The sequence below is a fragment of the Pseudomonas sp. So3.2b genome, from assembly GCF_019464415.1.
In the GTDB taxonomy this organism is placed as follows: Bacteria; Pseudomonadota; Gammaproteobacteria; order Pseudomonadales; family Pseudomonadaceae; genus Aquipseudomonas; species Aquipseudomonas shahriarae.
This window is the reverse complement of sequence record NZ_CP080494.1, coordinates 3804757-3823256: the sequence shown is the minus strand read 5'-3', so window position 1 is coordinate 3823256 and position 18500 is coordinate 3804757. Positions and strand designations below refer to the sequence as shown.

The 18500-nt window shown below is 59.8% G+C and carries 16 protein-coding genes; 5 read left to right on the top strand and 11 right to left on the bottom strand.

Annotated features, from left to right (window positions below; all coding sequences use genetic code 11):
* Positions 1-37: 37 nt before the first annotated feature.
* From K1X80_RS17090 to K1X80_RS17060, 7 genes are all read right to left on the bottom strand, one after another.
* Positions 38-460 carry a GNAT family N-acetyltransferase gene (locus tag K1X80_RS17090; RefSeq protein WP_057441403.1) on the bottom strand — a complete coding sequence of 141 codons (423 nt, stop codon included), beginning with the start codon at positions 458-460 and terminating at the stop codon, positions 38-40.
* A complete protein-coding gene (locus K1X80_RS17085) occupies positions 453-1622 on the bottom strand; it encodes a cupin domain-containing protein (RefSeq protein WP_115128480.1) in 1170 nt (389 codons plus the stop codon). Before K1X80_RS17085 ends, K1X80_RS17090 begins: the two co-directional genes overlap by 8 nt.
* An 84-nt stretch (positions 1623-1706) precedes the next feature.
* Complete coding sequence (gene purB, locus K1X80_RS17080; RefSeq protein WP_038441746.1) at positions 1707-3077, bottom strand: adenylosuccinate lyase; 1371 nt, start codon at positions 3075-3077, stop codon at positions 1707-1709.
* A 125-nt stretch (positions 3078-3202) separates the two neighbouring features.
* Complete coding sequence (gene hflD / locus K1X80_RS17075) at positions 3203-3826, bottom strand: high frequency lysogenization protein HflD (protein ID WP_005789104.1); 624 nt, start codon at positions 3824-3826, stop codon at positions 3203-3205.
* Entirely contained in the window at positions 3823-4947 is a 1125-nt protein-coding gene (gene mnmA / locus K1X80_RS17070; RefSeq protein ID WP_169990596.1) for a tRNA 2-thiouridine(34) synthase MnmA, read from the bottom strand. The genes hflD and mnmA overlap by 4 nt, the downstream gene beginning before the upstream one ends.
* A 59-nt stretch (positions 4948-5006) precedes the next feature.
* Positions 5007-5453, bottom strand: coding sequence for an NUDIX hydrolase (locus K1X80_RS17065; protein ID WP_128593586.1), 447 nt, complete (start codon positions 5451-5453; stop codon positions 5007-5009).
* Positions 5454-5665: 212 nt separating this feature from the next.
* Positions 5666-7891 carry an NADP-dependent isocitrate dehydrogenase gene (locus K1X80_RS17060; RefSeq protein WP_169990005.1) on the bottom strand — a complete coding sequence of 742 codons (2226 nt, stop codon included), beginning with the start codon at positions 7889-7891 and terminating at the stop codon, positions 5666-5668.
* Positions 7892-8386: 495 nt separating this feature from the next.
* Here K1X80_RS17060 and icd point away from each other — a divergent pair, with 495 nt between their 5' ends.
* Positions 8387-9643: an NADP-dependent isocitrate dehydrogenase gene (gene icd, locus K1X80_RS17055; protein ID WP_057441442.1), complete on the top strand. Its 1257-nt coding sequence runs from the start codon at positions 8387-8389 to the stop codon at positions 9641-9643.
* A gap of 79 nt (positions 9644-9722) precedes the next feature.
* On the opposite strand, the gene cspD is transcribed toward icd, so the two are convergent.
* Positions 9723-10013, bottom strand: coding sequence for a cold shock domain-containing protein CspD (gene cspD / locus K1X80_RS17050; RefSeq protein ID WP_057960026.1), 291 nt, complete (start codon positions 10011-10013; stop codon positions 9723-9725).
* A gap of 223 nt (positions 10014-10236) precedes the next feature.
* Here cspD and clpS point away from each other — a divergent pair, with 223 nt between their 5' ends.
* Positions 10237-10605 (top strand): ATP-dependent Clp protease adapter ClpS, encoded by a 369-nt coding sequence (gene clpS, locus K1X80_RS17045; protein ID WP_029293391.1) that lies wholly within the window; start codon positions 10237-10239, stop codon positions 10603-10605.
* Positions 10606-10634: 29 nt separating this feature from the next.
* Positions 10635-12905 carry an ATP-dependent Clp protease ATP-binding subunit ClpA gene (gene clpA / locus K1X80_RS17040; RefSeq protein WP_057445275.1) on the top strand — a complete coding sequence of 757 codons (2271 nt, stop codon included), beginning with the start codon at positions 10635-10637 and terminating at the stop codon, positions 12903-12905.
* A 211-nt stretch (positions 12906-13116) separates the two neighbouring features.
* Here clpA and infA read toward each other — a convergent pair whose 3' ends face one another.
* The 3 genes from infA to aat all read right to left on the bottom strand — a co-directional run bounded on the left by infA (position 13117) and on the right by aat (position 14879).
* On the bottom strand, positions 13117-13335 hold the full coding sequence (gene infA, locus K1X80_RS17035) for a translation initiation factor IF-1 (protein ID WP_002553999.1): 219 nt from the start codon (positions 13333-13335) through the stop codon (positions 13117-13119).
* Positions 13336-13435: 100 nt separating this feature from the next.
* On the bottom strand, positions 13436-14143 hold the full coding sequence (locus K1X80_RS17030) for an arginyltransferase (protein WP_120733463.1): 708 nt from the start codon (positions 14141-14143) through the stop codon (positions 13436-13438).
* Positions 14144-14198: 55 nt separating this feature from the next.
* Complete coding sequence (aat, locus tag K1X80_RS17025; protein ID WP_057441414.1) at positions 14199-14879, bottom strand: leucyl/phenylalanyl-tRNA--protein transferase; 681 nt, start codon at positions 14877-14879, stop codon at positions 14199-14201.
* A gap of 521 nt (positions 14880-15400) precedes the next feature.
* Here aat and K1X80_RS17020 point away from each other — a divergent pair.
* Positions 15401-17809, top strand: a complete 2409-nt coding sequence (locus tag K1X80_RS17020; RefSeq protein ID WP_057441416.1) for a DNA translocase FtsK — start codon at positions 15401-15403, stop codon at positions 17807-17809.
* 57 nt (positions 17810-17866) lie between these two features.
* On the top strand, positions 17867-18490 hold the full coding sequence (lolA, locus tag K1X80_RS17015) for an outer membrane lipoprotein chaperone LolA (protein ID WP_057960009.1): 624 nt from the start codon (positions 17867-17869) through the stop codon (positions 18488-18490).
* Positions 18491-18500 lie beyond the last annotated feature (10 nt).

The following is an 18500-nucleotide window of genomic DNA, read 5'->3' as shown; positions in this document are numbered from 1 at the left end:
GCGGGCTTGCTCGCGAAGGGAGCGACTGGGTCTAAAGTCAGCCCTCGCGCTCCATATCAACATGGGGAATCCCGACTTCCAGGAATTCCCCGCTGACGATCTTGAACCCCAACCGCTCATAGAACGGCGCGGCATACACCTGTGCACTGAGGAACTGCCGGCTCTGGCCGCGTTTCTCGGCCTCGCCAATCACCGCTTCCATCAGTTTGTCGCCGACCTTCAGCCCGCGCCAGTCCTTGAGGACTGACACGCGACCGATCTCGCCGCTGGGCAGCAGGCGCGCCGTGCCAATGGGGAAGTCGCCTTCGAACGCGAGGAAATGCATGGCCCCGGCGTCGTCTGCGTCCCATTCCAGCTCAGGTGGAACCGATTGTTCAGCGATAAATACCGCTTCACGAATGCGCCGAATCTCGGCGATATCCTTTTGCCAGTCCGCGACACTTACGTGAATTTTATTCATCGGCAAACCCCAGGCTTCCTTGCTTGACCAGTTCGCACAGCAGGTCGCGGCCATCTTCATCAACCAGCCACGGGCCCAGGTTGTCGACGTGCAGGGCGTCGGCCGCGCAGATCAACTTCAGCAGTTCGCGCAGTTTGCCCGGCAGGTAACGGCTCTGGCCGCTGGCGAACAGCAATACATCGTCGTCCACTTCCGACCAGGCCAGGCGCGCGCTCGGGTTGCGGATCAGGACTGCACCGTCTTCCAGGCTGCTGATCACTTCATCCTGCGCCAGCTCTTCGGGGCCGGCGACCAGTTCCGGGTAGCGCGGCTCGGTCATGAATTGGCCGAACCAGGTCAGCAGCATGCGCTCGTCGCTCATGTGCTCGGCCAGCAGGCTTTTCAGGCGGTCGAGGGCGTCGCTCTGGATCTGGTGCGGGTCACTGACGGGCTGGACATCGGCGTCGGTGTAGCGCTCTTCATCCGTCAGGTACTGGCTGAGGAAGTCGGTGAAGTGGGTCAGCACTTCGGCGGCGCTCGGTGCGCGGAAGCCGACCGAGTAGGTCATGCAGTCATCTTCGGCGATGCCGAAGTGCGCCAGGCGCGGCGGCAGGTAGAGCATGTCGCCAGGCTCCAGCACCCATTCGGCGCTCTCTTCGAATTCGGCGAGGATGCGCAGGTCGGCGTGTTGCAGCAGCGGGCTCTCCGAGTTGCACATCTGGCCGATCTTCCAGTTGCGCTTGCCTTGGGCCTGCAGCAGGAACACATCGTAGTTATCGAAGTGCGGGCCTACGCTGCCACCAGGGGCGGCAAAGCTGATCATCACGTCGTCGATGCGCCAGCTTGGCAGGAAGCGGAACTGCTCCAGCAGCTCGGCCACTTCCGGTACGAACTGGTCGACCGCCTGCACCAGCAGGGTCCACTCGCGCTCGGGCAGGGTGCTGAAGGCATCTTCGGCAAATGGGCCGCGACGCAGCTCCCACGGGCGCTCGCCGTGCTCGATCACCAGGCGCGACTCGACTTCTTCTTCCAGCGCCAGGCCGGCCAGTTCGTCGGCGTCGATCGGGCTTTCGAAATCAGGGATGGCCTGGCGGATCAGCAGTGGTTTTTTCTGCCAGTAGTCGCGCAGGAATTCCCGTGCCGTGATGCCGCCCAGAAGTTGAAGAGGAATATCAGGATTCATGTGTAACCTATTGAAAAAAAGCACTTTTCAGACGGGAATAAAAACGCCCGGCGCTGCCGGGCGTCTTAAGGGGTCAAGCCGCAATCAGATGCGTTTGGCTTGGTCTACAGCGTTGCCGATGTAGTTGGCCGGGGTCAGCAGTTTCAGCTCGGCCTTGGCCGCAGCTGGCATGTCCAGGCCGTCGATGAAAGTTTGCAGTGCTTCAGGGCTGATGCCCTTGCCGCGTGTCAACTCTTTCAGCTTCTCGTACGGGTTTTCGATGTTGTAGCGGCGCATCACGGTCTGGATCGGCTCGGCCAGGACTTCCCAGCAGGCGTCCAGGTCAGCGGCGATTTTCTGCGCGTTGAGCTCCAGCTTGCTGATGCCTTTGAGGCTGGCTTCGTACGCGATCACGCTATGGGCAAAGCCCACGCCGAGGTTGCGCAATACGGTGGAGTCGGTCAGGTCGCGCTGCCAGCGGGAGATCGGCAACTTGCTGGCGAGGTGCTGGAACAAGGCGTTGGCGATGCCCAGGTTGCCTTCGGAGTTTTCGAAGTCGATCGGGTTGACCTTGTGCGGCATGGTCGACGAGCCGATTTCGCCTGCGATGGTGCGCTGCTTGAAGTAGCCCAGGGAGATGTAGCCCCAGATATCGCGATCGAAGTCGATCAGGATGGTGTTGAAGCGCGCAATGGCGTCGAACAGCTCGGCGATGTAGTCGTGGGGTTCGATCTGCGTGGTGTACGGGTTGAAGCCCAGGCCCAGCTCGTCTTCGATGAAGGCGCGGGCGTTGGCTTCCCAGTCGATCTCAGGGTAGGCCGACAGGTGGGCGTTGTAGTTGCCTACGGCGCCGTTGATCTTGCCCAGCAATGGCACGGCAGCCACTTGCGCGATCTGGCGCTCCAGGCGGTACACCACGTTGGCCAGTTCTTTACCCAGGGTGGTCGGCGAGGCTGGCTGGCCGTGGGTGCGCGACAGCATCGGCACGTCGGCGAAGCGGATGGCCAGTTCGCGGATGGCGTTGGCGGTCTGGCGCATCAGTGGCAGCATCACGTCATCACGGCCTTCGCGCAGCATCAGGGCGTGGGACAGGTTGTTGATGTCCTCGCTGGTGCAGGCAAAGTGGATGAACTCGCTGACCTGGGCCAGTTCCGGCAGCTTGGCCGCTTGTTCTTTGAGCAGGTACTCGATGGCTTTGACGTCGTGGTTGGTGGTGCGCTCGATCTCTTTCACACGCTCGGCGTGCTCCAGGGAGAAGTTTTCCGCCAGGGTGTTGAGTACCGCGTTGGCTTGCGCAGAAAACGCCGGCACTTCGCTGATGGCGGGGTGAGCGGCCAGGCGCTGGAGCCAGCGCACTTCAACCAGTACACGAGCACGGATCAGGCCGTATTCGCTGAAAATAGGGCGCAGGGCCTGGGTTTTGCCGGCGTAGCGGCCGTCAACAGGGGAAACCGCAGTGAGCGAAGAGAGCTGCATGGGGTGTTCTCGGACAGTCGGGCAACGAAATGGGGCGCGTATCATACATGAAAAAATCCGCCGGTCCGTTGCCAACTGACCGGCGTATTACGCGTAACGGCTTGAAAATAGCCCGTGGCTGCGACTTATTCGTTGCGCATCAACGGGTAAAGCTCTTTGAGCAATTTGCGACGGCTGATGACCAACTGCCAACGATGACCGCCCAACTGTCGCCACAACCGCGCCGAACGGATACCGGCCAGCAGCAGGGCGCGGATTTTCGAGGCGTTGTTGGGCTGTTGCAGGTTGCGCATGTCGCCGTGGACCTGGATCCGCTGGCGCAAGGTGCTCAAGGTGTCCTGGTACAAAGCGCCACAGGCGGCGATCACGTTCTCGTGGGCCGGGCCGAAGTGCTCGACCTGGGACTGGATCTGCGGCAGGCGCTTGCCGATGGTTTCCAGCAGGTCGTCGCGCTTGGCCAGTTGCCGCTCAAGGCCGAGCATCGACAAGGCATAGCGCAGCGGCTCGCGTTGCAGGGTGCTGGGGTCGCGCTCGAGGGCGCCGATCAGCGCGCGATAACCTTCACGCAGGCTCAGGTCGTCGCCGCCGTACACATCCAGGGTGTCCTTCGGGTCGACCACCAGCAGGCTGCCGAGCATGCAGGTCAGGCCGGCCTCGGTGACCTGGCCGGTCTTGGCGATCTTGTCCACCAGCACTGCGGCGAGAAACACGCCGCCCAATGCCGTCAATTGCTCCTGGGTCGGGCTCATGCCGGGGTGCTCCAGGGTTCGGCGACTTCAATCACGCCGCCCCCCAGGCAGATCTCACCGTCGTAGAACACTACGGACTGGCCGGGCGTGACCGCACGTTGCGGGTCATCGAAGGTGGCACGGTAGCCATTGGTGGTTTTTTCCAGGGTGCAGGGCTGGTCGCTCTGGCGATAGCGCACCTTGGCGGTCAGGCGGCGCGGAGCGCTCAGGTCGATCGGGTTGACCCAATAGATCTCCGAGGCCAGCAGCGCGCCGGAGAACAGCAGGGGATGCTCGTTGCCCTGGCCGACGATCAGCACGTTATGTTGCAGATCCTTCACCAGCACGTACCACGGCTCTTCACCGGCGTCCTTCAAGCCGCCAATACCCAGGCCCTGGCGCTGGCCGATGGTGTGGTACATCAGGCCGTGGTGACGGCCGATGACTTCGCCTTCGGTGGTCTTGATCTCGCCCGGTTGCGCCGGCAGGTACTGCTTGAGGAAGTCACTGAAGCGGCGTTCGCCGATAAAGCAGATCCCGGTGGAATCCTTCTTCTTGGCGGTGGCCAGGCCGTGTTTCTCGGCAATCTTGCGTACTTCGGGCTTTTCCAGTTCGCCCACCGGGAACAGGGTCTTGGCGATCTGTTCACCGCCGACGGCGTGCAGGAAGTAGCTCTGGTCCTTGTTCGGGTCCAGGCCCTTGAGCAATTCGGTGCGGCCATCAACATCGCGACGGCGCACATAGTGGCCAGTGGCGATCAGGTCGGCGCCGAGGATCATGGCGTAGTCGAGGAACGCCTTGAACTTGATTTCGCGGTTGCACAAGATGTCCGGGTTCGGCGTGCGACCGGCCTTGTATTCGGCCAGGAAGTGCTCGAACACATTGTCCCAGTACTCGGCGGCGAAGTTGGCGGTGTGCAGCTTGATGCCAATCTTGTCGCACACGGCCTGGGCGTCCGCCAGGTCGTCCATGGCGGTGCAGTATTCCGTTCCATCGTCTTCTTCCCAGTTCTTCATGAACAGGCCTTCCACCTCATAACCCTGCTCCATGAGCAGAACGGCGGAAACGGAAGAATCCACGCCGCCGGACATACCGACGATGACGCGCTTCTTTTGTGTGTCAGAAGGGGCTGGATCACGCATAGGATTTCAACGGGTGTCTTTAAAAAGGACGCGATTCTAGCAGGCCCGAGCCCGCAAGGCTAAAGAGAAGGACGGATCAATTCGAGACTGTGGCAGTGGCCGGCCAGATAATCGTCAATACAACGCATGATCAGCTCGCTGCGCCAGTCATCGCGCAAGGCCATCAACTCGTCACGGGTCAGCCAGCGGGCGCGCACGATGCCTTCGTCCAGTTGATAGTCCGGGTGGTGTTGCAAGGCCTTGGCGACAAAGCACACGCGCTGGTAGGTCACGCCATTGCTGGGAGCGGTGTACAGATAGATGCCGACGATGCCGGTGGCTGCGACGTCCCAGCCGGTTTCCTCGAGGGTTTCGCGCACGGCGGCTTCGGTCAGGGTTTCGTGCGGGTCGAGATGGCCGGCAGGCTGGTTGAGCACGGTGCGGCCGCCCTTGAGCTCTTCGACCATGAGGAAGCGGCCATTGTCTTCGACGATGGTGGCGACGGTGATGTGGGGTTGCCAGGTCATAGCGGCCTCGAATTCGGTGGGGTTGGGCCTAATCAGTGTGGGAGCTGGCTTGCCTGCGATGGCGGTGGCTCGGCTACATCTGTACCGACTGGCAGACTGCTATCGCAGGCAAGCCAGCTCCCACATTTGCTCGGGTTTTTTCATTAAAGCGGTGTTGGACACAAAGACAAACCCCGGCACATGGCCGGGGTTTGTGATGTCGCCCTACAGCATTACTTCAATGCAGCAATCGCCGCATTGAGGGTAGCGCTCGGACGCATAGCCTTGCTGGTCAGCTCAGGATTCGGCGCGTAGTAGCCGCCGATGTCCACTGGCTTGCCCTGCACGGCGTTGAGTTCGGCAACGATGGTTGCCTCGTTCTCGGCCAGGGTTTTTGCCAGTTGAGCGAACTGCGCCTGCAGCGCGGTATCTTCAGTCTGGGCGGCCAGGGCTTGTGCCCAGTACAGCGCCAGGTAGAAGTGGCTGCCGCGGTTGTCGATGTTGCCGACTTTGCGCGATGGCGACTTGTTGTTGTCGAGGAACTGGCCGGTGGCCTGGTCCAGGGTCTTGGACAGTACCAGGGCTTTCGGGTTGTTGTAGTTCACACCCAAATGCTCAAGGGAGGCTGCCAGGGCCAGGAACTCGCCCAGGGAGTCCCAACGCAGGAAGTTTTCTTCCAGCAGTTGCTGCACGTGTTTTGGAGCCGAACCGCCAGCGCCGGTTTCGAACAGGCCGCCACCGTTCATCAGCGGCACGATCGACAGCATCTTGGCGCTGGTGCCCAGTTCCATGATCGGGAACAGGTCAGTCAGGTAGTCGCGCAGTACGTTGCCGGTCACCGAGATGGTGTCCAGGCCCTTGCGGGTGCGTTCCAGGGTGAACTTCATCGCGTCGACCGGCGACATGATGCGGATGTCCAGGCCTTCGGTGTTGTGGTCTTTCAGGTAGGCCTGAACTTTCTCGACCACGACGCCGTCGTGGGCGCGCAGCGGGTCCAGCCAGAAAATTGCTGGCGTGTTGCTGGCGCGGGCGCGGTTGACGGCCAGTTTGACCCAGTCCTGGATCGGCGCGTCTTTGGTCTGGCACATGCGGAAGATATCGCCGGCTTCAACCGACTGTTCCATCAGCAGCTTGCCCTTGCTGTCGGTGACGCGGACTACGCCGTCAGCCTTGATCTGGAAAGTCTTGTCGTGGGAACCGTACTCTTCGGCTTTCTTCGCCATCAGGCCAACGTTTGGCACGCTGCCCATGGTGGTTGGGTCGAAGGCGCCATTAGCCTTGCAGTCTTCGATGACCGCCTGGTAGATGGTGGCGTAGCAGCGATCCGGGATCACGGCCTTGGTGTCGTGCAGCTGGCCGTCGGTGCCCCACATTTTGCCGGAGTCACGGATCATGGCTGGCATCGAGGCGTCGACGATCACGTCGCTCGGCACGTGCAGGTTGGTGATGCCTTTGTCGGAGTTGACCATCGCCAGGGAAGGGCGAGCGGCGTAGACCGCCTGGATGTCGGCTTCGATCTGCGCTTGCTGGTCGGCCGGCAGGGCCTTGATGCGAGCGTACAGGTCGCCGATGCCGTTGTTCAGGTTGAAGCCGATCTGTTCCAGCACGGTAGCGTGCTTGGCCAGGGCGTCTTTATAGAACTCGGCAACGATCTGGCCGAACATGATCGGGTCGGAGACCTTCATCATGGTGGCTTTCAGGTGAACCGACAGCAGCACGCCTTGTCTCTTGGCGTCTTCGATTTCGGCGGCGATGAAGCTGCGCAGGGCGTTCTTGCTCAGCACGGCGCTGTCGAGGATCTCGCCGGCCAGTGCGGTGGTCTTTTCTTTCAGGACGGTGGTGCTGCCATCCTTGCCGACCAGTTCGATCTTGACCGCATCGGCGGCTTCGATCTGTACGGCTTTTTCGCTGCCGTAGAAGTCGCCGTTGCTCATGTGAGCGACGTGGGACTTGGAGTCAGCAGCCCAGGCACCCATTTTGTGCGGGTGCTTGCGCGCATAGTTCTTGACCGACAGTGGGGCGCGGCGGTCGGAGTTGCCTTCGCGCAGGACCGGGTTTACGGCGCTGCCCTTGACCTTGTCGTAACGTGCACGGGTTTCTTTTTCCGCGTCGGTGGTTACGGTTTCCGGGTAGTCCGGCAGGGCGTAGCCCTGGGCCTGCAGTTCCTTGATCGCGGCTTGCAGCTGCGGGGTCGAGGCGCTGATGTTAGGCAGCTTGATGATATTGGCTTCGGGGGTCACGGCCAGGGCGCCCAGTTCGGCGAGGTGGTCCGCAACGGCCTTGGTGCCCAGTTGCTCGGGGAAGCTTGCGAGGATGCGCCCTGCGAGGGAGATATCGCGGGTTTCCACTTCAATATCAGCGGAAGCGGTGAAGGCCTCTACGATAGGCAGCAGTGAATAGGTGGCGAGGGCTGGGGCTTCGTCGGTGAAGGTATAGATGATCTTCGAGCGGGTGGGCATATTCGGATTAACTCTCTTCTTTGCTAAAAGCGTGCGCGGAAACTCGAGATGCGCCGGGTAAAGCGCGTTCGTTCAAAGTCATCCATGAGCCGAATGTCGATGTTTCTTCGCGGTGATGTTGGGTTGCATCAGTCGAGCGTCAAGCGGGTGGGCTACGGTGGCAGCCCGGCTTTTTCAGGCGCAGGTGCTCGATATAGAGCGGTCGGCCGTCGTGACTCTTTGGTCAGCGGCGGCATTATACATAGGTCGCTATGCTTACGCCGAGCCTTCATACAAAAGGTGGATCGTCCATTGGTCTAAAGGTCGCATGGACCGGATTGCGCCTAAAGTCGCACGCAGTGCTCAAGTTTGGCGTTTTTCCCTTTTGTTTCAAGGTTGTAGGCGACTAAATCTACCGTTTTCGCAGCAAATGTACCGGGCGCAAGGTTCCAGTCCACATTCAACTGGAGTAGGCTCGGGCACAGCCAGATGTTCAATCCACAAACGGAGTTCAGCATGGGATACAAGAAGATTCAGGTTCCGGCAGTCGGCGACAAAATCACCGTCAACGCAGACCATTCTCTCAATGTTCCTGACAACCCGATCATTCCCTTCATCGAAGGTGACGGTATTGGCGTCGACATCAGCCCGGTGATGATCAAGGTGGTCGATGCAGCTGTTAACAAGGCTTACGGCGGCAAGCGCAAAATCTCCTGGATGGAGGTGTATGCCGGCGAGAAGGCGACTCAAGTTTACGACCAGGACACCTGGCTGCCCCAGGAAACCCTGGATGCGGTCAAGGACTACGTGGTTTCCATCAAGGGTCCGCTGACCACGCCGGTCGGTGGCGGTATCCGCTCGCTGAACGTTGCCCTGCGCCAGCAGCTGGACCTGTATGTCTGTCTGCGTCCGGTGCGTTGGTTCGAAGGTGTGCCAAGCCCGGTCAAGAAGCCAGGCGATGTGGACATGACTATCTTCCGTGAGAACTCCGAAGATATTTACGCCGGTATCGAGTGGAAGGCCGGTTCGCCCGAAGCAACCAAGGTCATCAAGTTCCTCAAAGAGGAAATGGGTGTCACCAAGATCCGTTTCGACCAGGATTGCGGGATTGGCATCAAGCCGGTTTCCAAAGAGGGCACCAAGCGCCTGGCGCGCAAGGCCCTGCAATATGTAGTGGATAACGACCGTGAGTCGCTGACCATCGTGCACAAAGGCAACATCATGAAGTTCACCGAAGGTGCCTTCAAGGAGTGGGCCTACGAAGTGGCGGCCGAAGAGTTCGGCGCGACCCTGCTCGATGGCGGGCCGTGGATGCAGTTCAAGAACCCGCGCACCGGCCGCAATGTGGTGGTCAAGGATGCGATTGCCGACGCCATGCTCCAGCAGATCCTGCTGCGCCCGGCCGAATATGACGTGATCGCCACCCTAAACCTCAATGGTGACTACCTCTCCGATGCCCTGGCGGCAGAAGTGGGCGGTATCGGTATTGCACCGGGTGCCAACCTGTCCGACACCGTGGCGATGTTTGAAGCCACCCACGGTACTGCGCCTAAATACGCGGGCAAGGACCAGGTCAACCCGGGCTCGCTGATTCTGTCGGCGGAAATGATGCTGCGCCATATGGGCTGGACCGAGGCGGCCGACTTGATCATCAAGGGCACCAACGGGGCGATTTCGGCCAAGACCGTGACCTATGACTTCGAGCGCCTGATGGACGGCGCCAAGCTGGTGTCGTCGTCGGGCTTCGGCGATGCGTTGATTTCGCATATGTAAGTCGAAGGCTATGAAAAACGGCCATCCTGATTGCTCGGGATGGCCGTTTTTTTATGCGTGGTATCTGCTCGGTGGCGGATCAGGCCGTTTGTTTCTTTTTCGAATGAGCGGATTTATCTGCCTTGTCGTGCCTGTCTTCGTTGGTTTTTCCAGGCTCGACTGCGCAGATGGCGACAGCATGCAGGCCCTTGGGCCCCTGGACGATTTCAAAGGATACTAATTGACCCGCTTTAAGGGTTTTGTATCCGTCCATCGTGATCGCCGAGTAATGCGCAAAAAGATCATCCTCTTTGCCGTCTTCGTTAATGAAGCCGTAGCCCTTGGCATTGTTGAACCATTTGACCTTGCCACTGATCTTGACGCCAGACATACCCATATCCCTCTGCACCAGACTCCATCACTGGAGTATCATCCAGTTTATCCGTCCTAACCCGAATAAATAAGGTTGACTGCGCGGACCTTTTTTACCCACTGTGGGTTCTATTGGTTGTAACACCGTTTTGCCGATAGTCAAGGTGACCAGTCGGTCGGAGTTGAATTTCTGACAGGTCGCCCCCATCACTGTAAATGCACAACAGACGAACCTTTCTTTCATGCATGCATTCAGCCAGATTCGACTAACATTCAATCAGGATCGCCCGGATCATCTAGAAGACGATGACGGTTCTGCAGGCATCGCTGTTCAAGAGGCCAAGCCTGCTTTACAGGCGCCGCCGATGTACAAGGTGGTTTTGTTCAATGATGACTACACGCCGATGGATTTCGTCGTCGAAGTACTCGAGGTGTTTTTTAATCTGAACCGCGAGTTGGCGACCAAGGTAATGCTGGCCGTTCACACAGAAGGACGGGCAGTATGTGGAGTGTTTACCCGCGACATCGCCGAGACCAAGGCCATGCAGGTCAACCAGTACGCCAGGGAAAGCCAGCATCCGCTACTCTGTGAAATCGAGAAGGACGGTTAACTCCGACCACTTGGGTATGAGGTGAAGCTATGTTAAACCGCGAGCTCGAAGTCACCCTCAATCTTGCCTTCAAGGAGGCCCGTTCGAAGCGTCATGAATTCATGACCGTCGAACACCTGCTGCTGGCACTTTTGGATAACGAAGCTGCCGCCACCGTTCTGCGTGCGTGCGGCGCCAACCTCGACAAACTCAAGCATGACCTGCAGGAGTTCATCGACTCCACCACGCCACTGATCCCTGTGCATGACGAGGACCGTGAGACCCAGCCAACCCTGGGCTTCCAGCGGGTGTTGCAGCGTGCTGTCTTCCACGTGCAGAGCTCCGGCAAGCGCGAAGTGACGGGCGCCAATGTCTTGGTTGCCATCTTCAGCGAACAGGAAAGCCAGGCCGTGTTCCTGCTCAAGCAGCAGAGCGTGGCGCGCATTGATGTCGTCAACTACATCGCCCATGGCATCTCGAAAGTGCCAGGGCATGGCGATCATTCCGAGGGTGAGCAGGATATGCAGGACGACGAGGGCGGTGAGTCTTCTTCTTCAAGCAACCCGCTGGATGCCTACGCCAGCAATCTCAACGAACTGGCGCGCCAGGGGCGGATTGATCCGCTGGTGGGGCGTGAGATGGAAGTTGAGCGTGTTGCGCAGATCCTCGCGCGTCGTCGCAAGAACAACCCTTTGCTGGTGGGCGAGGCGGGCGTGGGCAAGACCGCGATTGCCGAAGGCCTGGCCAAGCGCATTGTTGATAATCAGGTGCCTGACCTGCTGGCCAACAGCGTTGTCTACTCCCTGGACCTGGGCGCGCTGCTCGCCGGGACCAAGTACCGTGGCGACTTTGAAAAGCGTTTCAAGGCGTTGCTTGGCGAGCTGAAAAAGCGTCCGCAGGCGATCCTGTTCATTGATGAAATCCACACCATCATTGGCGCCGGTGCGGCTTCCGGTGGGGTGATGGATGCGTCCAACCTGCTCAAGCCGCTGCTGTCTTCGGGTGATATCCGTTGCATCGGTTCGACCACGTTCCAGGAGTTTCGCGGGATCTTCGAAAAAGACCGTGCTCTGGCGCGTCGCTTCCAGAAAGTCGACGTGTCCGAGCCTTCGGTCGAAGACACTATTGGCATCCTGCGGGGACTGAAAGGGCGTTTCGAAGCGCACCACGGCATCGAGTACAGTGATGAGGCGCTGCGTGCAGCCGCCGAGCTGGCCTCGCGCTACATCAATGACCGGCATATGCCCGACAAGGCCATCGACGTGATCGACGAAGCCGGGGCCTACCAGCGCCTGCAGCCGGTAGAGAAGCGTGTGAAGCGCATCGAAGTGCCGCAGGTCGAGGATATCGTGGCGAAAATCGCGCGAATTCCGCCAAAACACGTCACCAGCTCCGACAAAGAGCTGCTGCGTAACCTGGAGCGCGACCTCAAGTTGACAGTGTTTGGCCAGGATGCGGCGATTGACTCGCTGTCGACGGCGATCAAGCTGTCCCGGGCTGGCCTCAAGTCGCCGGACAAACCGGTGGGTTCGTTCCTGTTTGCCGGGCCTACCGGCGTCGGCAAGACCGAAGCGGCGCGGCAGTTGGCCAAGGCCATGGGCATTGAGCTGGTGCGGTTCGACATGTCCGAATACATGGAGCGGCACACCGTGTCGCGCCTGATCGGTGCGCCTCCGGGCTATGTCGGCTTCGATCAGGGCGGTCTGTTGACCGAGGCGATTACCAAGCAGCCGCACTGCGTACTGCTGCTCGATGAAATCGAAAAGGCCCACCCGGAAGTCTTCAACCTGCTGCTGCAGGTCATGGACCACGGGACCCTGACCGACAACAACGGGCGCAAGGCGGACTTCCGCAACGTGATCGTGATCATGACCACCAACGCCGGTGCCGAGACGGCCGCGCGGGCTTCCATTGGCTTTACTCATCAGGATCACTCTTCCGACGCCATGGAAGTGATCAAGAAGAGCTTCACGCCGGAATTCCGCAACCGCCTGGACACCATTATCCAGTTTGGTCGCCTCAGCCATGAGGTGATCAAGAGCGTGGTGGACAAGTTCCTTACCGAGCTTCAGGCGCAGTTGGAAGACAAGCGCGTGCAGCTGGAGGTGACGGAAGCGGCACGCAGCTGGATCGCCGAGGGCGGCTACGACGCGGCAATGGGCGCCCGCCCAATGGCGCGTCTGATCCAGGACAAGATCAAGCGGCCATTGGCCGAAGAGATCCTGTTCGGCGAGCTCTCCGACCATGGTGGCGTGGTGCATATCGACTTGAAGGATGGCGAGCTGACCTTCGACTTCGAGACCACTGCTGAAATGGCCTGATCGCAACACAACAAAAAGGCGCTTCGGCGCCTTTTTGCTATTTCTCAAGCGCTGCAATCAAAATGTGGGAGCGGGCTTGCCCGCGATAGCGGTGTATCGGTGCCAGATGTATTGCCTGACACACAGCTATCGCGAGCAAGCCCGTTCCCGCATTAATTTTATAGCGCGCACAAAAACGCCCGGCATAACCGGGCGTCTTGTATTGACTTGTTTAGCGAGCGCGGTAAGTGATGCGCCCTTTGCTCAAGTCATAGGGCGTCAGCTCGACGCGCACTTTGTCACCGGTAAGAATACGAATGTAGTTCTTGCGCATCTTGCCGGAGATATGCGCGGTTACGACGTGCCCATTTTCCAACTCCACACGAAACATGGTGTTGGGCAGGGTGTCGACGACAGTGCCTTCCATTTCGAAGCTGTCTTCTTTCGACATGCAGTAAAGCCCTCGGTATCCAGTGAATGGCCCGGTGCAACTGCGCCAGGCAAAAGCGGCGTGCATTGTGCCCGAAAAAGGGTGTTTAAGCCAAGGGGTTCTAGTTAAGCGTGACCCATCTTTGATTAATTAGCAGCTCAATGGGCCGATATTGGGTCTTGTAATTCATCTTTTTGCAGTTTTTTATCCAGTATCCGAGGTACACCGCGTCCAGGTTTTGCCGGGAGGCTTCACTGATTTGCCACAAAATCGCAAAGCGCCCGAGGCTGCGGCGCTCTTCGGCGGGTTCGTAAAAGGTGTAGACCGCCGATAAGCCATTGGGCAGCAGGTCGGTGACCGCGACCGCCAGCAGCTTTCCCTCAAGGCGGAATTCGTAAAAACGCGAGAACGGCAGGTCGCGCACCAGGAACGTGGAAAACTGATCACGACTGGGTGGGAACATGTCACCGTCGGCGTGGCGTTGTTCGATATAGCGCTGGTACAGGTCGAAGTACTCTTCGCTGAAGCCGGGCTTGGCGGGGGTCACGATCAGGTCGGCATTGCGCTTGAGGATGCGTTTTTGATTGCGATCGGCTAAAAATTGCGCCACGGGGATACGCGCCGGCACACAGGCGTTGCAGTTTTGGCAGTGCGGCCGGTACAGGTGGTCGCCACTGCGCCGAAAGCCCATCTCTGACAGGTCGGCATACACATGCACGTCCATCGGCTGGCTGGGGTCGAGGAACAGCGTAGTGGCCTGTTCTTCGGGCAGGTAGCTGCAAGAGTGGGGTTGAGTGGCATAAAACTTCAAGCGCGCCAACTCGGTCATGATCAACCCTCGGATAAGCTTTGAAATAAGTGTAAGCCAGGTGCGCGCATGTCGCCTAAGAAACCCACGGCCCACTGCTGGCTTGATCAAGATGGTCGCGCAGGTAACCGGCAAAGTCGCTGCGGGGAATGGCGCGGGCGCCGAGGCTGTGCAGGTGATCGGTGGGCATCTGGCAGTCGATCAGCACAAAACCCCAGGCCTGCAATTGCCTGACGAGCGTGGCAAAGCCATATTTCGAGGCATTGTCTGCGCGACTGAACATCGACTCGCCAAAAAACAACTGGCCCATGGCCAGGCCATACAGGCCGCCGACCAGTTCGCCCTGGTCCCAGACTTCAACGGAATGGGCGTAGCCCCGTTGGTGCAGTTGCAGATAGGCGTTCTGCATGGCTTCGGTGATCCAGGTGCCGTCTGCATAGCTGCGTGGCGCAGCACAGGCCTGTATGACAGCGGCGAAGTCCTGGTCGAAGGTGACCTCGTAGCGTTGCTGGCGCAGCAGCTTGGCGAGGCTGCGGGACACGTGCAGTTCGGCGGGGAACAGCACCGTGCGTGGGTCTGGCGACCACCATAGGATGGGCTGGCCTTCGGAGAACCAGGGGAAACAGCCGTGGCGATAGGCCTGGACCAGGCGGTCGGCGGACAGGTCGCCACCGGCAGCCAGCAGGCCGTTGGGTTCACGCATGGCTTTGGCCAGCGGTGGAAACGTCAAGGTGTTGCGTTGCAACCAGGTGAGCATGGTATTCAGGCTTACAGAAGGGGAGGGCGGTGACAGGCCGGGGCCCGCCGCGTTAAGCAGTGATTATTGTCGAGCCGGCGCCACTCGGCCAGCCCGATCATGTAATCCGTACCCTGATGCATGAGCGGGTGTTTCTGCAACTCTATAGCGGTGATGCGGTCGTAATCGCGTCATGTCGCCATCCGTTGAGCGGGAATGCTGGGTAAAGCTTGTCCAGCCTGATAAAAACAGCTCATAAGCCTTTGTCAGTAAAGACAATGCATGCTCAAATTGAAATGCATCGGCAATGCGCCGGATGATGCTCCATGAGCGAAGCCGGCAGCGTGGCAACGGGCACACAAACCCGTACAATGGCGGCACTATGTCCTTGTGGGCTGGCGTTAACGTCGGCGCATGATTCAATCTCGGAGTGTTAAAGGACGCTTGACGACGCTCATTCACTTTTCATCTGTCCGGATTGGGCAGTATTTTTATAGTCATTCAACTGTTGGACGCGCTTAAGGCGCAGGAAAAGACCCGTTTTGAAGAAATCCGCCGCAGCACCCAAAACAGCAGTAGTACCGGCCTGGCGCCAGCACCTGCACTATCGGCTCAAGGAAGGCGCGCTGATTGCCATCGGTGCTTTATGCCTGTTCCTGATGATGGCCTTGCTGACCTATGGCAAGGACGATCCGGGCTGGAGCCATAACAGCAAGATCGACGATGTGCAGAACTTCGGCGGGCCTGTGGGCTCCTACAGCGCCGATATCCTGTTCATGATCCTGGGCTATTTCGCCTATATCTTCCCGTTGTTGCTGGCGATCAAGACCTGGCAGATCTTCCGCCAGCGCCATGAGCCGTGGCAGTGGAGCGGCTGGCTGTTCTCCTGGCGCCTGATCGGCCTGGTGTTCCTGGTGCTGTCGGGCGCGGCCCTGGCGCATATTCACTTCCATGCACCGACCGGCCTGCCGGCTGGCGCGGGCGGTGCCTTGGGCGAAAGCCTGGGTGACCTGGCCCGCAGGACCCTGAATATCCAGGGCAGCACGCTGACGTTCATTGCCCTGTTCCTGTTTGGTCTGACGGTATTTACCGACTTGTCGTGGTTCAAGGTCATGGACGTGACCGGCAAGATCACCCTCGATCTGTTCGAGTTGTTCCAGGGTGCCGCCAACCGCTGGTGGGCCGCCCGTGTGGACCGCAAGCGCATGGTCGCGCAATTGCGTGAAGTCGACACCCGGGTCAACGAAGTGGTGGCCCCGAGTACGCCGGACCGCCGTGAGCAGGCCAAGGTCAAGGAGCGCCTGATCGAGCGCGAGCAGGCCCTGACCAAGCACATGTCCGACCGCGAGAAGCAAGTGCCGCCGGTTATCGCCCCGGCGCCGGTCAAGGCGCCCGAGCCAAGCCATCGCGTGCAAAAGGAAAAGCAGGCGCCGCTGTTTATCGACAGCGCCGTCGAGGGCACTTTGCCGCCGATCTCGATCCTCGATCCGGCGGAAAAGAAGCAACTCAACTATTCCCCGGAATCCCTGGCGGCCGTCGGCCATCTGCTGGAAATCAAACTCAAAGAGTTTGGCGTCGAAGTGTCGGTGGATTCGATCCACCCCGGCCCGGTGATTACCCGTTACGAAATCCAGCCGGCCGCAGGGGTCAAGGTCAGCCGTATCGCCAACCTGGCCAAAGACCTGGCGCGCTCCCTGGCGGTTACCAGCGTGCGGGTGGTGGAAGTGATCCCCGGCAAAACCACCGTGGGTATCGAGATTCCCAACGAAGACCGGCAGATCGTGCGCTTCTCCGAAGTGCTATCGACCCCGGAATACGACAACTTCAAGTCGCCGGTCACCCTGGCCCTGGGGCACGACATCGGCGGCAAGCCGGTGATCACTGACCTGGCGAAAATGCCCCACCTGCTGGTTGCCGGTACCACCGGTTCCGGTAAGTCGGTGGGTGTGAACGCGATGATCCTGTCGATCCTGTTCAAGTCTGGCCCGGAAGACGCCAAGCTGATCATGATCGACCCGAAGATGCTCGAACTGTCGATCTACGAAGGCATCCCGCACCTGCTGTGCCCGGTGGTGACCGACATGAAGGACGCCGCCAACGCCCTGCGCTGGAGCGTGGCCGAGATGGAGCGGCGCTACAAACTGATGGCGAAGATGGGCGTGCGTAACCTGTCCGGCTTCAACGCCAAGGTCAAGGAAGCCCAGGACGCCGGCACGCCGCTGACCGACCCGCTGTACAAGCGCGAAAGCATTCACGATGAAGCGCCGCTGCTGACCAAGTTGCCGACCATCGTGGTGGTGGTCGACGAATTTGCCGACATGATGATGATCGTCGGCAAGAAGGTTGAAGAACTGATCGCGCGTATCGCGCAGAAGGCCCGTGCGGCCGGGATCCACTTGATCCTCGCGACCCAGCGGCCGTCGGTGGATGTGATCACCGGCCTGATCAAGGCCAACATCCCGACCCGCATGGCGTTCCAGGTGTCGAGCAAGATCGACTCACGGACCATCATCGACCAGGGCGGTGCCGAGCAACTGCTGGGCCATGGTGACATGCTCTACATGCCGCCCGGCACCAGCCTGCCGATCCGCGTTCACGGTGCATTTGTGTCCGATGACGAGGTGCACCGCGTGGTCGAGGCGTGGAAACTGCGGGGTGCGCCGGAATACAACGACGATATCCTGGCGGGTGTCGAAGAAGCCGGCAGCGGTTTCGACGGTGGCAGCGGTGGCGGCGACGATGATGCCGAGACTGACGCGCTGTACGACGAAGCGGTGGCATTCGTGCTGGAAAGCCGTCGCGCCTCGATCTCGGCGGTGCAACGTAAACTGAAGATCGGCTACAACCGCGCCGCGCGTATGATCGAGTCCATGGAAATGGCCGGCGTCGTTACGGCCATGAACACCAACGGCTCGCGCGAAGTCATCGCGCCAGGGCCGATGCGCGACTGACCTCGCGCCGCGTGGCAGCACGCGGCGCGCCTTTCACATCATTCTATGAGGACTCCCATGCGTCTTATCCGCATGCTGTTGTTGCCGGCATTGGCCCTGACCGCGTTTTCGGCCCACGCCGACCAGGCATCCGTCGCGAGCCTGACCAACTTGCTGGACAAATCCAAGACCCTGACCGCGCGCTTCTCCCAGTTGACCCTGGACGGTGGCGGTACGCAGTTGCAGGAAACGGCCGGTGAAATGGCCGTGCAGCGTCCTGGCTTGTTCTTCTGGAAAACCGACGCGCCCAATGAGCAGACCATTGTCTCCGATGGCAAGAAAGTCACGCTGTGGGACCCGGACCTGGAGCAGGCGACCATCAAGACCCTCGACCCACGCCTGAGCCAGACCCCGGCCTTGCTGCTGTCGGGTGATGTGTCGCAGATCAGCGAGAGCTTCGAGATTACCTCCAAGCAACAAAGCAACGTGATCGACTTCACCCTCAAGCCCAAGTCCAAGGACACGCTGTTCGACAGCCTGCGCCTGTCGTTCCGCAATGGGGTGATCAACGATATGCAACTGATCGACAGTGTCGGCCAGCGCACCAATATCCTGTTCACCGGGGTCAAGGCCAATGAGTCGGTCCCGGCCAAGACGTTCAAGTTCGACATCCCCAAGGGTGCCGATGTGATCCAGGAGTAAAAAGCCGCCC

Bases quoted from the DNA above. Each gene is read 5' to 3' on its own strand.
- infA (WP_002553999.1), bottom strand. From the start codon at position 13,335: ATGTCGAAAGAAGACAGCTTCGAAATGGAAGGCACTGTCGTCGACACC.
- purB (WP_038441746.1), bottom strand. From the start codon at position 3,077: ATGCAGCTCTCTTCGCTCACTGCGGTTTCCCCTGTTGACGGCCGCTAC.
- aat (WP_057441414.1), bottom strand. From the start codon at position 14,879: ATGCTCACCTGGTTGCAACGCAACACCTTGACGTTTCCACCGCTGGCC.
- K1X80_RS17090 (WP_057441403.1), bottom strand. From the start codon at position 460: ATGAATAAAATTCACGTAAGTGTCGCGGACTGGCAAAAGGATATCGCC.
- icd (WP_057441442.1), top strand. From the start codon at position 8,387: ATGGGATACAAGAAGATTCAGGTTCCGGCAGTCGGCGACAAAATCACC.
- hflD (WP_005789104.1), bottom strand. From the start codon at position 3,826: ATGAGCCCGACCCAGGAGCAATTGACGGCATTGGGCGGCGTGTTTCTC.
- K1X80_RS17065 (WP_128593586.1), bottom strand. From the start codon at position 5,453: ATGACCTGGCAACCCCACATCACCGTCGCCACCATCGTCGAAGACAAT.
- K1X80_RS17085 (WP_115128480.1), bottom strand. From the start codon at position 1,622: ATGAATCCTGATATTCCTCTTCAACTTCTGGGCGGCATCACGGCACGG.
- clpA (WP_057445275.1), top strand. From the start codon at position 10,635: ATGTTAAACCGCGAGCTCGAAGTCACCCTCAATCTTGCCTTCAAGGAG.
- K1X80_RS17030 (WP_120733463.1), bottom strand. From the start codon at position 14,143: ATGACCGAGTTGGCGCGCTTGAAGTTTTATGCCACTCAACCCCACTCT.
- clpS (WP_029293391.1), top strand. From the start codon at position 10,237: ATGCATGCATTCAGCCAGATTCGACTAACATTCAATCAGGATCGCCCG.
- cspD (WP_057960026.1), bottom strand. From the start codon at position 10,013: ATGTCTGGCGTCAAGATCAGTGGCAAGGTCAAATGGTTCAACAATGCC.
- lolA (WP_057960009.1), top strand. From the start codon at position 17,867: ATGCGTCTTATCCGCATGCTGTTGTTGCCGGCATTGGCCCTGACCGCG.
- K1X80_RS17060 (WP_169990005.1), bottom strand. From the start codon at position 7,891: ATGCCCACCCGCTCGAAGATCATCTATACCTTCACCGACGAAGCCCCA.
- mnmA (WP_169990596.1), bottom strand. From the start codon at position 4,947: ATGCGTGATCCAGCCCCTTCTGACACACAAAAGAAGCGCGTCATCGTC.